11 protein-coding genes are annotated in these 17,160 nt (G+C 43.6%); 10 read left to right on the top strand and 1 reads right to left on the bottom strand.

Annotation, left to right across the window (positions count from 1 at the left end; all coding sequences use genetic code 11):
- The first annotated feature begins 18 nt into the window (after positions 1 to 18).
- From era to VK664_RS18465, 10 genes are all read left to right on the top strand, one after another.
- A complete protein-coding gene (gene era, locus VK664_RS18510) occupies positions 19 to 1,041 on the top strand; it encodes a GTPase Era (protein WP_461400181.1) in 1,023 nt (340 codons plus the stop codon).
- Positions 1,042 to 1,227: 186 nt separating this feature from the next.
- Positions 1,228 to 2,541, top strand: a complete 1,314-nt coding sequence (der, locus tag VK664_RS18505; RefSeq protein ID WP_461400180.1) for a ribosome biogenesis GTPase Der — start codon at positions 1,228 to 1,230, stop codon at positions 2,539 to 2,541.
- A 236-nt stretch (positions 2,542 to 2,777) separates the two neighbouring features.
- A complete protein-coding gene (locus VK664_RS18500; RefSeq protein ID WP_461400179.1) occupies positions 2,778 to 2,975 on the top strand; it encodes a hypothetical protein in 198 nt (65 codons plus the stop codon).
- A gap of 290 nt (positions 2,976 to 3,265) precedes the next feature.
- Entirely contained in the window at positions 3,266 to 3,814 is a 549-nt protein-coding gene (locus VK664_RS18495) for an RNA polymerase sigma factor (protein WP_461400209.1), read from the top strand.
- Between the two features lie 17 nt (positions 3,815 to 3,831).
- The gene (locus VK664_RS18490) at positions 3,832 to 4,980 is read left to right on the top strand and encodes a FecR family protein (protein ID WP_461400178.1); all 1,149 of its coding nucleotides are present in this window, start codon (positions 3,832 to 3,834) and stop codon (positions 4,978 to 4,980) included.
- A gap of 130 nt (positions 4,981 to 5,110) precedes the next feature.
- Positions 5,111 to 8,599 carry a SusC/RagA family TonB-linked outer membrane protein gene (locus VK664_RS18485; protein ID WP_461400177.1) on the top strand — a complete coding sequence of 1,163 codons (3,489 nt, stop codon included), beginning with the start codon at positions 5,111 to 5,113 and terminating at the stop codon, positions 8,597 to 8,599.
- 18 nt (positions 8,600 to 8,617) lie between these two features.
- The gene (locus tag VK664_RS18480) at positions 8,618 to 10,186 is read left to right on the top strand and encodes a RagB/SusD family nutrient uptake outer membrane protein (RefSeq protein WP_461400176.1); all 1,569 of its coding nucleotides are present in this window, start codon (positions 8,618 to 8,620) and stop codon (positions 10,184 to 10,186) included.
- Between the two features lie 172 nt (positions 10,187 to 10,358).
- Positions 10,359 to 11,060, top strand: a complete 702-nt coding sequence (locus VK664_RS18475; RefSeq protein WP_461400175.1) for a 3-keto-disaccharide hydrolase — start codon at positions 10,359 to 10,361, stop codon at positions 11,058 to 11,060.
- 26 nt (positions 11,061 to 11,086) lie between these two features.
- A complete protein-coding gene (locus VK664_RS18470) occupies positions 11,087 to 12,409 on the top strand; it encodes a Gfo/Idh/MocA family protein (protein WP_461400174.1) in 1,323 nt (440 codons plus the stop codon).
- Between the two features lie 260 nt (positions 12,410 to 12,669).
- Positions 12,670 to 14,955, top strand: coding sequence for a hypothetical protein (locus tag VK664_RS18465; protein ID WP_461400173.1), 2,286 nt, complete (start codon positions 12,670 to 12,672; stop codon positions 14,953 to 14,955).
- Between the two features lie 109 nt (positions 14,956 to 15,064).
- On the opposite strand, the gene VK664_RS18460 is transcribed toward VK664_RS18465, so the two are convergent.
- A partial coding sequence (locus VK664_RS18460) for a DUF4954 family protein (RefSeq protein WP_461400172.1) occupies positions 15,065 to 17,160 on the bottom strand: 2,096 nt, incomplete at its 5' end.

Here is a 17,160-nt window from a genome sequence, read left to right as displayed (position 1 = left end):
TTTTATTTGTAATAATTCGTGTCTTCTGAACTCCGAGTGTGGCCCGCATTCGCCAAAGGCTTCGGCGGGCGCAGCCCGGCGAATGCGATCAACGAGCAGCCCGGCCAGTGCGATCAACGATTTTGTTATCGGCACCGGCCTTTAAATTATCTTTATATCAATAATTCTATAGTGAAGTCAGGTTTTGTAAACATTTTTGGTAAGCCTAACGCGGGCAAAAGCACTTTTCTCAATGCAATGATTGGAGAAAAGCTTGCTATTGTTTCATCTAAGGTTCAAACCACCCGTCACCGCATAAAAGGCATTCTTACCGGTGATGATTACCAGGTAATTATTTCTGATACTCCGGGAATCATTGAACCGAAGTACAAACTGCATGAGAAAATGATGCACGCTGTAAAAAATGCCCTCGAAGATGCCGATCTCGCACTTTTGATAGTTGATGTAAATGAAGATCCTGAAGAAGCAAATACCATTTTTGAAGCGTTGAAACTGAGAGTACCGGCCATCGTGGTACTTAATAAGATAGATAAGGCAAAACAGGAAAAAATTGAACAAACGGGCAAATTCTTCAGTGAAAAAAAATACTGCAAAGAAATTATTGCCATCTCCGCTATTACCGGGGTTCAACAAAACGAACTCGTGAAAGTGATGCTAAAATATCTGCCTGTTGGAGAAGCATTTTACGAAGGAGACGAAATGACAGATCTTCCCACAAAGTTTTTTGTGGGAGAAATGATCCGCGAGAAGATTTTCAATCTTTTCAAGGATGAGATACCTTATCACACTACGGTAGCAATAAAAGAATTCAAGGAAAAATCGACCCTAATTAAGATTTCGGCAGATATCATCGTTCAGCGGGATACTCAAAAAGGTATTTTGCTCGGCGAAGGCGGAAAGATGATCAGGCAACTTGGAACAGAAGCCCGCAAAGATATTGAACAGTTCCTTGGGCAGAAAGTGTTCCTCGAGCTGTTTGTGCGTGTGAAGCCGAAATGGCGCGATAATGATTTTATGTTGAAAGAATACGGTTACTATTGAGTTATGAGTTATGAGTTATGAGTGATGAGTTAAGTGGTTTAGTGAATGTTGGGCCGTAAATAGCAAATATTGAATGGGGCACAACCCCGATAGGGGGTTGACTTCGAATAACCCGGGGTGAAACCCGGGGATAAATTTTAATTCCGGTGGATCCATTTTTTTGGTTCACCATATAATAATTACAGAATGGGTTTTACAGTAGCAGTGGTCGGAAGGCCGAACGTCGGGAAAAGTACCTTTTTTAATCGCTTGCTTGAACAAAGGAAGGCAATCGTAGACGATTTTAGCGGGGTGACCCGCGACCGCCAGTATGGAGTTGCAGACTGGAATGGGAAAAATTTCAACATAATAGATACTGGCGGATTCGTGGCCCGCAGCGAAGATGTCTTTGAAAGAGAGATTCGCAAGCAGGTTCACATAGCAGTAGAAGAAGCGAATGCCATCGTGTTTATGGTTGATGCTTCCATAGGTATTACCGAAATGGATAGCTCCATGGCCGAAATACTGAGAAAGTCCTCCAAACCCGTGTTACTTGTTGTCAATAAGGTTGACAACCACGAACGTTTAATGGAGGCATCTGAGTTTTATTCCCTCGGTTTTGAACATATCTATTTTCTTTCGTCGATGAGTGGCACAGGCACAGGTGAACTCCTTGATGCTTTAGCTGATCTGATTACCGAAGAACAATCATCCGATACGCTGGATCTTGATGCCTTACCCAAGTTTGCCATTATGGGTCAGCCAAATGTGGGCAAATCATCTTTGCTCAATGCCCTGGTTGGCCAGGAGCGTACAATTGTCAGCGATATCGCGGGAACAACAAGGGATACGATCCATACCCACTACAATCTTTTTCAGAAGGACTTCATCCTTATTGATACGGCTGGTATCCGGAGGAAATCTAAAGTGCATGAAGATCTTGAGTTTTATTCAGTGATTCGGGCTGTTAAAGCAATGGATGAATGTGATATCTGCCTGATGGTGCTTGATGCCGAAAAGGGCATAGCAGCCCAGGACCTGAATATTTTTGGCCTGGCGGCTAAAAAAGGCAAAGGGGTGGTAGTGCTGGTAAATAAGTGGGACCTCATGGAAAAGGAAACAAATACTGCCCGGGATTATGAGGCGGAACTCAAAAAACGTATCGCTCCTTTTACCGACGTGCCAATTCTTTTTGTTTCTGCAAAAGATAAAACCAGGATTTATAAAGCAATTGAACTTGCCCTGGAAGTTTTTGAAAATAAAAAACGCAAGGTTCAGACCTCCAAACTGAACGATATCATGCTCAAAGCCATTGAATCGTACCACCCACCGGTCGTGCGAGGTAACCCGGTGAAAATCAAGTATGTAACCCAACTTCCAACCAATGTTCCTTCATTTGCATTTTTCTGTAATTTCCCGGATGATGTGAAGGAGCCCTACAAAAACTACCTCGAAAACCAGCTAAGGAAGAACTTCAATTTTACAGGCGTGCCAATCCGTTTATTTTTCCGTAAAAAATAAAACGGCACAATTAAAAAATAAAACGGCATAATTATGGCCGGGTAGGGAGGCAGTGCTCAAAAGGCACGGTTTTTGAAAAATAGATTTATCGAATTCATCATATGTTATTCGGTCAACTAATTAATCGTTTAAATGCGCACTTATTTAACAAAATATTCGAAATTAATCCCGCGGAACGCAATTAATTGATATTTGTTATTAGATTTGCGCCATCTTTAATCAAAAAAAATATTCAGATGAAAAAATTTCTTGCAATCATCGCTATCACATCAATCATGGCTTCATGCACAGACAGCTCAACTACTGAAGAAACAAATGCGGATTCTAGTGCTCCACTTCAGAGCGCTCCGGATTCATCTTCAATTACACCTGATACTTCAGCTTTGAAGGCTGATACTTCAACTGTAAAGCCAGACAGTCCTGCAGTAAAATAAGTAGTCCTGCAGTAAAATCAAAGGATATCATTGCATTTGCTATATAGGTCCTCCCGTTAACCGGGAGGATTTTTTTTTGGTGGAAGGGAAGCCTTTCCTAAAACGTTTTAGTAGATAACAAGGTTAATGTTTCACTTCAGGATTATCTTGCAAGAACGGGCTTCTTCCATTGCTGTTTAATATCCTGCACCAGCTCCAGGCATTAATGCTTAAGTGTTGGTAATCAGGACCATTTTAGAGATTGCTAAAAGCAGTTTTACCGAAAGCCATAAGAAAACCGATTGTCTTTGATGCTGAATCATGATCAAAATGAACTGCTGGCGCAATTTAGGTCAGGCGATAGAGCTGCCTTTGAACAGGTGTTCAGGTTGTATTTAAAACCATTACGCCTGAATGCTTTCCTGATACTCAGGAATGAGCAGGAGTCTGAAGACCTGGTTCAGCAATTGTTTCTCGATATCTGGAATCAACAGCTATACAGGAATATTCAGAAATCGCTGAAAGCCTACCTGCATACCGCCATTAAACATCGCTGCCTGAATTATCTCAAGAATGTAAGCAGACAAACAAAAAACCTGCACGAATATGCCGGGCAACTTGAAATAAATACCACAGAAACGGACGAACTACCTTCGCCACAATTGCTTACAGTTCTCGATGGATTGCCGGTGCAGCAATTGAAAGCTTTTCACCTGATCCATATGGATAATAAACGTTACCAGGAAGCTGCTGAGGAAATGGGTATAAGTATAAATTCATTAAAAAGCCATCTAAAGCTTGCAGTGAAATTCGTACGTATCAAATTAAAGGCATCTCCAATTCACCCATACAACAAATAATATTGTCCTAGTTCCGGATGCAGCTTAATTACGAAGAAATACGGGTATTGATAATTGAAAAGATTGCAGGTTCTATAGAGCCCGCAGATGATGTTATTATCGAGCAATTGATAAATGATGACCAGCACGTACTTAAAATGTGGCTGGCGATCTCCGAAGAAGTGCGGGAAGCAGAGTCTCTGGGATTTAGTTTAAACGTTGATGAGCAACAGCAATGGAACCGCCTGGAACCCTTAATGACAAATCCTTCTTCTTCAAAGATGAAGGTCCTTGCGATAAGAATGCTGGCGGCCGCAACTATATTCGCCGTGGTTGCAACGGGATACTGGTGGCTGCAGTCAGGCAAATCATCTGCAGATCCATCATCCGCTTCATCACTCTCTGCAATCAAAATAAAAGTACCTACACTCGAACTACCAAATCACCAGGTGGTGGAACTGACGGGTATTGAACATAAAAAGATCAGGATCAGCGATGCTGTTTTTGAAATAAAGGGAAAAACACTCCGCTATACAACAGCTCCCGGCAACAATCAAAACTGGACTTTATCGATCCCCCCCGGTTCCGACTATAAAATTCAACTGTCGGACGGCACAGAGGTCTGGTTGAATGCTGCAAGCAGCCTAAAATTTCCTGCGAATTTTAATCCAGGCACCCGTGAGATTTATATGGACGGGGAGGCCTTTTTCAAAGTTGCGAAAAACAAACAAAGCCCTTTTATCGTGCATACCTCAGCAACAGAGGTGTTGGTAACCGGCACGCAGTTTAACGTCAATACCTATAATAAAAACAAGGTTCATACAGCACTGGTGGAGGGTTCGGTAATACTGCGGAATGAAAATACAAAAGAGGTTCGCCTGAAGCCGGGCTTCGAAGCCAAATTTAGCAATCAACTCGGATTTGAAACGCAACCTTTCGACTCACTGGAAGTACTTTCCTGGATGAAAGGAATTTATTACTTCCGCAATACTCCGTTAAAAGAATTATCTGAAGTAATAAAGCGCTGGTATGATGTTGACACCGAGTTTTTCAACAGTGAATTTCAGAATAAAACTTTTAGCGGCGAACTGCGTAAAGAAGAACCACTGCAATCCTTTCTCGAAAATCTTAATCTTTCCGGAGATGTAAAAGGTCAGCTGAAAAATGGGAAAGTTTACTTCCGATAATTTTTGTTTGTTTAAAATCCTGCGGGCCTAAACCGATAGTTTCAAAATATTTTCCAATCCATTCACCCGAATTTTCAATTTCGATGTCTTTAATGAAATAATATTTTTTATTCATCCCAAAATTGCTGCCATGTCTTGCCTGAGAAAAACAGCTTCTATTCCCCGCATTTATTTCCTGGTTTTATTTGCATTGCTATTCAACAGCATTTGTGTAAATGCTCAGAACAATGATCCTGATGCATGGATCAAACTGAGCAAGGGCCAGACTTCGCTGGCCAATTTGTTCAAGTCAATCAAAAAGCAAACGGGCTTCACATTGTTTTACAGTAATGAACTGCTGAACGATGCAGAAAAAGTTAAGTTCAGTGCAGAAAAGGTCCGACTTGATGATTTGCTGACAGAAGTGCTGCATCCCAAAAATCTTTCATGGGTGTACAAGGAACACCTGATTATTCTGAAAAAGAAACCGGTTGAAGGTCATACCCGTTCTTTGGTCATGAATGCTGCTTTTACTCCAACTGTGCAGCGCTCTGCATTGCCTGTCACCGGGAAGGTGCTTGATAGCGAGGGCAAACCGGTGGCCGGAGCTTCAGTTCAGGTTGTCGGTTCCGATGCAGGTACCAATACTGATGCTAATGGTGCTTTCACAGTTGAGGTGAACAAGCCCGATGCTGTGCTGACTGTATCTTATGTGGGCTATCAGACCCAGCAGGTAACTGTTGGCAATAAAACAGACATCACAATACGCCTTATTCAGGTAAATACACAGCTAAATGAAGTAGTAGTAGTAGGTTACGGAACGCGAAAGAAATCAGATCTTACCGGGGCGGTTGCCACTGTTTCTGCTGCTAATTTGAAAGAGCGTGCGGCGGTGAATTTCGGTGAAGCCATCGCCGGCCAGATGGCCGGTGTGCAGGTGCAACAGATCACCGGTGCACCGGGTGGTGAAGGCCTTGCCATAAGAGTAAGGGGAACCGGTTCCATCACCGCGTCCAGCTCACCTTTGTATGTGGTGGATGGATACCCTATGGAGGGAGGCGCTTTCAATCTGATCAATCCTTCCGACATTGAAAGCATCCAGGTACTTAAAGATGCATCTTCCACAGCCATCTATGGTTCGCGCGGCGCCAATGGAGTTGTGATCATCACAACAAAGAAAGGCAAATCAGGTGCACCTACTGTAAGCTTTAACGCTTTTGCAGGAGTACAGCGTCGTTCTAAAGAAATGGAAGTAATGAATCGTGACGAATATGTTGAATGGTTCATCGATGGCAGAAACCAGGCCTGGCTGGATCAGCCGGTAATCCCCGCGGATCCGAATCAAACACCACATAGCCTCAATGATCTCAATTCCCGTCGCCAATTGTATCCAAGCGCGAACTCGCTGTATATGATACCCGATGGTAAGAACGGTTATAAATACAATTTTTTCGATCCGGCCTCTATTGCATCAATGCCTGATAATAACTGGCAGGATTTGTTGTTCCGGGATGCTATGATGCAGCAGTATGAAGTTTCGGTTATGGGTGGCAGTGAGAATACCAGGTATGTATTTGCCGGAAGTTATGTGAACCAGGATGGTATTTCTTTAAACACAGATTATAAACGATTTAATTTCCGGACCAGTGTAGAGTCTCAAATATCGAAACGCGTTAAACTGGGCCTGAACCTGAATGCTTTCAGTGCACGCGGCCATGAGCAGGCTAATGGCAAGGATGCACCCATACTATATTCATTGTTGCTGCCACCGATCTATGACCTCTACAATGCTGATGGAACTTATGGTTCTATGGTACGTAATCCCGAAGTACTGGCCGGCGATGTGGCCAATGCAATCGGTATAGCGAACCAGGTAAACAGGTATCGCAAAAGATTTGGATGGCTGGGAACATTGTTTGCAGAAGTGGATATTGTTAATGGTCTGAAATACCGCATCAACATCAATGGCGGCATTCGCAATAATGACTATGAAACTTTCGAACCTTCCGTAGTAGATTTTGATGGTTCGAGGGGACCCCGCCCCGCGAAAGGCATCAATGAACAGTCAACAGATTTTGATTGGGTTATAGAACAAACGCTTTCTTACAATAAGAAATTCGGAGAAAAGCATGATCTCAATCTGCTTGGGGGTTTCAGTAGTCAGAAACAATCCAGTGAAAACATGTATGGTGAGGCGAGAGGCTTCCCTAATGATGTGATTCAGACCTTGAATGCGGGCACCCCTTACCAGTTGACCAGTACAAAATCCGAATATTCGATGATCTCGTATTTTGCGCGTGCCAATTATACTTTCGATAGTAAATACCTCTTCACAGCAACAGTACGTTCAGATGGTTCTTCAAGGTTTGGAGAGAATAAAAAATGGGGCGTATTCCCTTCTGTGTCGGCCGCATGGAGAGTGAGCCAGGAAAATTTCATGCAACAATTCTCTGATGTCATCAGCGAGTTCAAGCTCCGCGCAAGCTTCGGTGTCGCAGGAAATAACCGGATTGGAAACTATTCTGCGATTGGCCTGCTCAGTACAGGTTTCTATCCAACAGGCGATTTGCTTCAAAATACTGTTAACCCCAGCACCATTCCAAACGATGATCTCGGATGGGAAAAAGTATCGCAGACTAACTTTGGTTTCGACCTTGCTTTATTCAATAACCGCATTCGCCTCGAAGGTGATTTTTACAACAGTAAATCCATCGACCTGCTACTGAACGTTCCGGTTCCTAGAATAACTGGTTATGGTAGCCAGTTACAGAATATCGGCAAGTTGCAGAACAAGGGAATGGAATTTTTGCTTTCGACGAAAAACCTTACTGGTAAGTTCAGCTGGTCAAGCGACTTCAATATTTCCTTCAATAAAAACACAGTGCTTGAAGTAGGGCCTGGCGGGCAGCCAATTTATGAGAGCGCACCTAATGCCAATAATTCGTTTATTACAAAACCAGGTAGTCCCATAGCCAGCTTCTTCGGATATGTTTTTGATGGTGTATTCATGAACCAGGCTGAACTGGATAAGTCTCCCCATCTCCCTGCAGATAAAGTTGGGGACGGTCGTTACCTCGATGTAAATGGTGATGGAAAACTGGATGCAAACGATAAGACTATTATAGGCGACAACCAACCTGATTTCCAGGGAGGTTTCACAAACAATTTTTCATATCAGAATTTTACTTTGTCGGCGCAGCTGGCTTTCTCCCAGGGTGCTCAATTGTTCAGTTTCTTTAACCGCATGGTTGGGATCTATCATGGCGACAGAAATACCCTGGTGGAACAAAACGGCCGCTGGCGATCTGTTGACGAACCTGGAGACGGCGTACACTTCAGGCCAACGCGAAATCCAACAGGATGGCAGCGCGACCCTTCATCTGCCTGGGTTACGGATGGTTCATTCATTCGCCTTCGCAATATTACTCTTGCTTATGATTTCAAAATCCGCCAGATAGGTGGTCTTAAAATAACTGGGTTGCGTGCATATGCTACAGCTCAGAATCTTTTTACCTGGACCAAATATCCCGGATTCGATCCCGAGACCAGCAGCGAAGGAGATGGCTTGGCAAGAGGTGGCGACTATCTGGGATATCCCGCAGCCAAAACAGTTATCATCGGTGTAAACTTAAGTTTCTAATCAATTAACAATTGCACTATGAAATATATCACGATTGCATTATTAAGCTTGCTTGTCTGCAGCTCATGCAAGAAAGAATTTATCGAGTTGAATCCACCCTCCAGTTTGAATTCAGAAGGCTTTTATAAAACCGAGACAGATATGAACCAGGCAGTCCTGTCTGCCTATGGCAATCTTCGTTCGGTGTACAACAATCCTTTCGTAAGGCTTGGGGAAATAAGATCAGATAATACAACTTACTCATGGTTAAGTGGTAACCCGGCAAATGATAATGGGATCGATGTTTTTGCTTCCCCGCTTTTACCTGAAAATAACTATCCTACCGACGCCTGGAACAATAGCTACAATGTGATCCTGCGCAGTAATATTGTGATCGGACGCATCGATCCGGTAAAATTCAGCAACGAGGCGCTGAAGAATCAATACATAGCAGAGGCAAGATTTGTACGGGCGCTCATGTATTTCTGGCTCAACCGGGCTTTTGGTGGCTTTGCTAATAACGGTGAGTTATTGGGGGTTCCAAAGGTTGACAAGGAGATGACCCCGGCTGAGGCTTATGAGATTAATCGCGTTTCACTGCAAGAAATCTATGATCTGATCATTGAAGATCTTAAATATGCGGAAGCGAATTTACCAGCCTCCTATAGCGCTAATGATAAGGGAAGAGTAACTAAATGGGGCGCAAAGGGGCTGTTGGCGAAAGTGTATCTGACGATGGCAGGATATCCTTTGAACAAAGGCAATGAATATTATACGCTCGCCGCTCAAAAGGCGGAGGAGGTAATCACTACTTCAGGTGCCACGCTGGTCCCAAGCTATAAAGACCTGTTCGATGTATCGAAAAAGAACAGCTCAGAATCTCTTTTTGAAGTACAGTATAAGAAGGGTAGTCCGAATGGCGTCACAGGTAGTCCATGGAACAACGATTTTGCGCCAAGATTCTCCAACAAAGAAGTAGTATTGGTGGGAGACAAGTCCGGTGTCAATGCACCGACCGGTGATATGTCGGCCGCCTATGAACCTGCGGATCCAAGAAAATATGTTTCCATGCGCGACAACTGGGTGAATGCCGCAAATGGCGCTGTACAAAATGAGAGATATGTTACTAAGTACTATGATGTTTCCACCAGTGGCAGCGACAATGGCAACAACTGGATCGAGCTCCGCCTGGCCGATATTCTACTCACTGCTGCCGAAGCTATGGTTCGTACAGCAGGCGACAAGGCGAAAGCTATAACTTATTTAAACAGGATCCGGCTCAGAGCCCGCCTTACACCTGGTAATCCCGCCATTCCCAAACCACCTGATCTTTTGAAAGATTACACAATGGGCGATTTTGCAAATGACAATGCTTTGTTACTGGCGATTGAAAAAGAAAGGAGAGTAGAACTGGCTTTCGAAAATCATCGTTGGTTCGACCTTGTCAGAACGCGGAGAGCAAAAGATTTAATGATAGCAGAACAGACAGCGGATGGGTTTCCACCATTCACCTGGAGCGATGATATGATGAGTTACCCAATCCCGATGACTGTTATGCAGTCGAATCCCGGTAAGATTACACAAAACAAAGGCTATGTTCAACTTTAAAAAATCGTCAAATAAGGAATCAGCAAATAAGGAATCAGCAAATAAGGAATCATCAAATTGACTAAACGGATCTGGAACCTCCATGAGTAAATCTCATACCTACCGCTTTTGCCTGTGGCAGGGCAGCGGCAGGTTATCGGAGGGTCCATTCAGAAAAAAAAATTAATAGCGGATGAAAACAAAAAACAGCATTTGGTTACTGGCCTCGGTGTTCTGTATGAATACTGCAATGGCACAGTCAGGTACCCTTACTAAAAAAGAAATTAACGATGGCTGGGTGTTATTGTTCGATGGAAAGTCTATGGATGGATGGCAGAAATCGAACGGGCAACCATTTAATGGTAAAGGATGGATCGTTGAGAACGGTGTGTTGAGCACTGATACTGTTTCAGGTCATGGCGGGGATATTATTACCACAAAAGAGTTTGGCGACTTCGAGTTGTCGCTGGAATTCAAACTGGAGCCAGGCACTAACAGTGGTATCAAATATGCCTTATTTAAAAACAAAAATGTAGGTTGCGAATATCAACTGATTGATGACGCAAGACATCCCGATGCAAAACTCGGCAAAAACGGAAACCGTACACTGGCTGCATTGTATGATGTATTACCTCCGTCTTCTGCTAAAAAAGCAAAACAAGTAGGTGAGTGGAACACTGTGCGTATCGTAAAAAAAGCCGCACATGTGGAACATTGGCTCAATGGTGCCATGGTATTGAGTTACGACAGAACGAGCGATATTTATAAAAACGGCTTTGCTGAAAGCAAATTCAAAAGAGACAATGGTTGGGGTGAAACATCGCCATCACCAATTTTATTGCAGGAGCATGGCGATATTATTCATTATCGCAACATCAGAATCAGAAATTTATAATCAACCATTTTAAATCTTTATATTTTATGGATAACAAAAGAAGAGACTTCATAAAGAAAACCGGCAGTTTTGTGGCCCTTGGCGGCCTCGCCTTTTCTACCCAGAGTTACAGAAGGATTATAGGTGCTAATGATCGTATCACCGTGGGAGTTATGGGATGCAATGGACGTGGTGCCGGCATGGCAGCGAATTTTGCACGCCAGAAAGATACCGATGTAATCTATATCTGTGATGTGGAAGAAAAAGCCCTGGCAAAAGGGATCAATGCCGTAAAAAGAGCATCCGGAAAAGAAGCAAAGGGAGTAAAGGACTTCAGAACGATATTATCTGATAAGGGTCTGGATGCGATGTATCTCGCACCGCCCGACCACTGGCATGCACCTGCAGCTATCATTTGCTGTGCTGCAAACAAACATGTGTACGTAGAAAAACCATTGTGCCATAATCCGTACGAAGGTGAACTCGCAGTAGCGGCAGCAAGAAAATACAAACGCGTAGTACAAATGGGTAGTCAGCGTCGCTCCTGGCCCATACTAACTGAGGGAATTAATTCCTTACATAATGGGGCTATCGGCAAAGTGCACATGGCTAAAACCTGGTATACCAACAACCGCGCTGCTATCGGAGTCGGCAAAACCGTCCCGGTTCCTTCTAACCTGGACTTTGAACTCTGGCAGGGCCCTGCTCCCCGCCTTCCTTACAAAGACAATCTTGTTCACTACAACTGGCATTGGTTCTGGCATTGGGGTACCGGCGAAGCACTCAACAACGGAACGCATGAAATTGATGTGGCCCGTTGGGGTCTTGGCGTAGACTATCCTACCAAAGTAAGTTCAGCAGGTGGCCGTTACAGATTCCAGGATGATTGGGAAACTCCCGATACACAAATCATAACCTGGGAGACCAAGGGCGCTTCTGTTATCTGGGAAGGCCGAAGCTGTAATGGAACATTGGTTGAAGGTGAAGACCGCGGTGTAATATTTTATGGTGAAAACGGTTCGATGACTACAGGCGGTAATAGTTATATCATTCGTGATCAGAAGAACAAAGTAGTGAAGGAAGTAAAGTCAGACGTTAAGATCGATGGGCGTGACACTTCGAGTCCTAGCGCCAGCCTCGATGGCGTACACATTGAGAACTTTTTGAAATGTATTCGCGAGGGTGGAACCCCAAATGCCGATGTTGAAACAGGACGCAAGAGCACTTTGTGGGTTCAGCTGGGGAATATCTCGCAGCGCGTGGGTGCTACATTGAATATCGATCAGAGCAACGGCCATGTACTGGAAAATAAAAAAGCTCAGGGACTCTGGAAAAGAACATATGCTCCTGGATGGGAACCCAAAATCTAGTTTGATTGTTTAGCGATTGGCTTTCAACAAATGGGCGAACATTAATTTAAGGAAACGCTGTATATCGAAAGTCAGTTAGGGTGGTGTGCAGGAAGTTAGCCTGGTTGGCTATCTTCCTGCCCGGGCCACCATAGGAATTTTATTTTAGCTTGAAAATGGTGTTTTTCCTCTTTAGTTGAAGATTTTCACTACATCCGGGTAGGGTTTACGCAACTGATAGTTCAGCTTAGTCCGCTAATTTGCTTGCAAAGCAAAGGGATATGGAGGGAAAGAACGGACTACTGTGCATCAGCCTGTATATACAGGAAGTGAAGATTTGTATGAGGGCGGCGAAGCTTTGTGTGAAGCGGGCGAAGCTTTGTGTGAAGCGGGCGAAGCTTTGTACGAAGGATATGAAGCTCTGGTTGAAGGGTATCAACCTTTGTATCCTTTGTAACAAGGGCAGTAAGCTGAAAAAGGGCTTTACCTGGATAATTCTGGTCCTGGTATCAATTGGGGGCAGGGCAGCCGAACTGCGATGGGATGGTGAAGCCAACGATGGACTGTGGCAGAATCCAACAAACTGGTCGTCCAACACCCTACCTGTAAATGACGATGACGTAGTTTTTGACAATTCAAGTATAACCGGCTCATACGTTGTTATGCTTGGACCAGGCAACGGGTTGATCAGCATTAGATCCCTTCGCATAACGCCTTCCGGGGTAAATACCATCACTTTCACTATTCCTGTTTCAAATGTTGAGGCTCCGGCCTTGAGATGCTCAGGTGCTATTTATGGTTTAGTACTTGATCCAGGTGGTGTGCTTATCAATGAGTCGGGAGCTTCCGCCGGGGTGACCATTGAGGTGGCCGATTCCATCAGGATAAACAATGGTGGCCGATATATCCACCGCACGGCAAGAAGCCATGCGGAGACTGTAAGATCATTATCAAGAGCGCCGGGAACAGAAGAGGGAGAGTTCGAATTCAATATCCCCGTGGCTTCCAGCACAATTTCACTTAGTGGACAGGTTTTTGGCAGGTTAAGGTTGAGTCCGGGGCCAAACGGATTAATAAACTATACTGGTACTGGAACCAACGGTCTGACGATACGTTCCGATCTTGAAATTATGCCGGGGGTAAATCTGAGCCTGAACCTGGAAGGCATATTGATCATCAGACGTAACCTTATACACAATGGCGGAGTTCTTAATCTGGCCTCGACAGCACGGAAGCTTTCAGTGGAATTAGGTGGCCACTTCCAACAGTCCACTTCGGCGATCACTACTGAATCGGGAACCGCTCAGCCTGAAATCATACTAGTGGGCAATTCTTTGCAGGAGCTGGCAATCCAGGGGAACATAACCAACGAAGTAGGTGTAAAAATAAAGAATCCAGGGGGAGTGGTTCTTAAGTCTTCTCTTTCATTACCATATAAGCTTTCCCTGGAAAATGGAATCGTCACCACCAATGAATACCAGATCACATTACAGTCTGCATGTTTGCTTGAAGTCCCCGTCTTGAACAGTACTGCTTTTGTGAATGGCAAAATTGAAAAAAAAGGATTGGCTAATGCTTCATTCTTTTTCCCGGTTGGGAAAAACGGAACCCGGAGATGGTTGCAGATTCACGAGGCCACGGGAGATTTTGTCGTTGAGTACATAAGATCCGATCCCCGTGCGATTTGCTTAAACTTTGGTGATGGAATCTCGCATGTTTCATCACTTGAGTACTGGAGCATAACAAACAGCGGATCGACAGCAAATGCTTTGGTGGAACTTTCTTTCGATAATGTAAACAGCGGTGGGATTACAGATCTGGGTAACCTACGTGTTGCCTGGCTCAATGCCAACACCTGGCAGGATGCCGGAAATTCGGCAACTACGGGATCAGCGGGTTCCAGTGGCTCCGTCAGCAGCCGAATGCAGAACTGGCCAAACAATCAGACTGTTCTATACTCTCTGGCGAGTAACACCGCCAGTCAAAATCCACTTCCCCTTCTCTGGAAAAGCTTTAGCGCGATTAAGGCAGGTGAGTCGGTAAGATTGGAGTGGATCGCTGAATCCCTGACCTCAACTTATTTCCAGGTCGAGAAATCATATAATGGTTCATCCTTCAGTTATCTCGATATAGTCCGTTCAAAAGATGGTTCTGGCAGTTATAACTATACAGACAGGTCTAATTCTACTGACCGGTTAGGCAGGTCCTTAACCTGGTTTTACAGGGTTGTAATGGTTAACCACGACAGTACCCGGGCTTCCAGCAAAATCATTAAGGTAGAACGGGGACAAGGATTTTTCACAACTTCCGGAACTGGTCAACTTGCAACCAGCATCTTCCTATCGGCTACTATTCTCAAAATTGATTTTCATGACTTAAGAGAAGAACAATATGTGATAAGTATCATAGATGTTGCAGGGCGAATACTTTTCAGAGACCGGTTAAAAGTAAAGGATGGCAAGTTATCGCTACCGGTTAACCTGGCCATTGTGAAGCAGATGAATCTTTTTATCCATCTTCAGGCAGATAATGGGAATAGCTTTACACTAAAAGCCATGGTGCAATAAGTGACAGTATTGTATTTAAGACAGTATTGTATTTAAGATTGTGTCAGCGCGGTTCAGATTTGTGAGATCAGGTTCTGTTTATCAGATTTGTGTGATCAGGTTCTGTTTATCAGATCAGGTTCAGTTTTTTCAGCCTGTTGTTAATTGCAGTTTTGTAAGCCTTTAACTCAGACATTTCTTTTTTGATAAAGGAGTTGTCTTCAAGTTTACCCACGACTGCGTTCATCTCACCGGTGCTTTCATAAACCATTTGACGGAAAGGATTTGAATAATCCTTGGCCCGCGACTCATAAATGCCTTTCACCATCCATTCACGGGTAATAATGCTTTGCTGAAACAACATCTTCAAACATCCATCATTAATTTTTTTTAAATTAGTTCCGGTCACCTGCTTCAACGCAGCCATAGCATGTACCAATTTATCGTGCTGATAGGTATCAGCATGCATTTGATAAAACAAATGAATATCATCCCAGCTTTTGATCCTGTTATTTGTTACCTGGTTTAATAATTTTTCCACAGCCGTTTCCTGTATCAGCTGACCACCAATATTTTTCCATTTTGTTAGTATCACCCTTGCAGGCAATTTTTCCAGGAGAGTTGAGGTTGAAGTAATTTTTTCCTTTTCCACAAAATCATTCAGCTGTTGCACGGCATAATAGGAAATTAAATCCTTAAACAAATGGTAAGCTGAAGGTACTTTAACCAGCAAAGTGCTACGGCCCGTATTTTCAAATTCTGTTGTATTGATCTCCAGTTCGTTTAAAATTTCATTGTGACTATCGAGTAGATCTTTTCCGATACGGATAAGTTCTTCCTGGCTATACTTTTTGTTGTCATTTATTTTTCTGAAATAAGCTTCAGCCGTTAGTCTTTGTAATAGTACGAGGGATAGAAGAATTTCATTGATTGTGTCCGGTGCCAGGAAATTGAATTCCAGTAATTGTTTTTTACTAGTGCGGTTATCCCGGTCTACATATTTCCAAGAGTTGCGGGCAAGCGCATACATGTTATACATGAACCAATAACCGGGCATTACAACCAACATGTCGTTCGTGACATCATTGCTGACTAAGGAAAATGGTATCGGGATATTCAGTTCCGCAGGATAATCACCTTTCGCGAGAATGGTGTAAGATGCGAATTTCGAATTGTGCTTGAGGCTCACACAGAGGCCTGGCCAGAACCCGCGCGCAGCCTGGACCTCACCATCCGGGCTCCGGGAATTGTGGTTGGAACCCACGGTAGCCCCGGCGGCAATATTAGATTGACCTTCCACCAGCGCCGCACATAAAAAGGAGTTGTTATGATGTTGTTCATGAGAAGGGAAAATAAGTGAATTCAATACTTCACAGCATGAAATGGTTGAATTATCTCCCAGGTAAGAATTGATAAGCCTGGCGCCATATTTCAGCTGAGAATGCGAAGCAATATAAAAACGAACAGCTTTTACCCCATAAAATATACGGCAACCATAATCAACAATTCCATTTACAAGTTCACAACCTTCGCCAATCTGGGATTTTGCTTCAGCAGAAGAATTGATGGTTACGTTTTTGATTTTATTTGCACCTTTTATATATGCATCAGTCCCGATCTTAACATCCTTTAAGATGCGGCAGTTCTTGATAACTGTTCTGTCACCGATGGTTCCGTAATAACCTCGGCGGTTGTCCATCGTTTTTTGTGTGAACTCCTTAAATTTGGCTTGAAGTAATTCGTTGTCCCGGTTCCGGGTCCAGAGATATGCGTCTCCTGGCAGCATGCCATCAAAAGGTATGATCTGCCTTCCCCCGTTTTCATTGCATACCTGTAACCAGATTCGAATGTTTTCATCTTCTCCGTCTTTCAGAATTCCGTTTCCAAACTTCGCTTTATCGGTGGTGGCGATTTCGCTCACGTTAACTATCATCACATCACTTCCAATAATATAGTGAGATAGATAATTTACATTATCAACCACAACATTATCACCAAAATCGCAGCTGATGATGGTAGAGTTATAAAATCCGACCGGCCTTCTGAGATTATGAAACTCGAGATAATAAGGTTCGAGTTTTCCGATCCTGACAAGGCCATAAAATTTGCAATTCTGAACAAGCTCCGGGTTGAATGCATTTGAAACCAGAATAAAATTCCAGTTATCCGAAGTATTACGGTTTCTCACAAGCATCTCAATCTCGTAGGCCGTCAACTGGCGATACG

Source organism: Flavitalea sp. (genome assembly GCF_035489435.1).
Classification (GTDB): domain Bacteria; phylum Bacteroidota; class Bacteroidia; order Chitinophagales; family Chitinophagaceae; genus DATHKG01.
The sequence above is the reverse complement of the archived record's forward strand: the minus strand, read 5'-3'. Positions and strand labels throughout refer to the sequence as shown.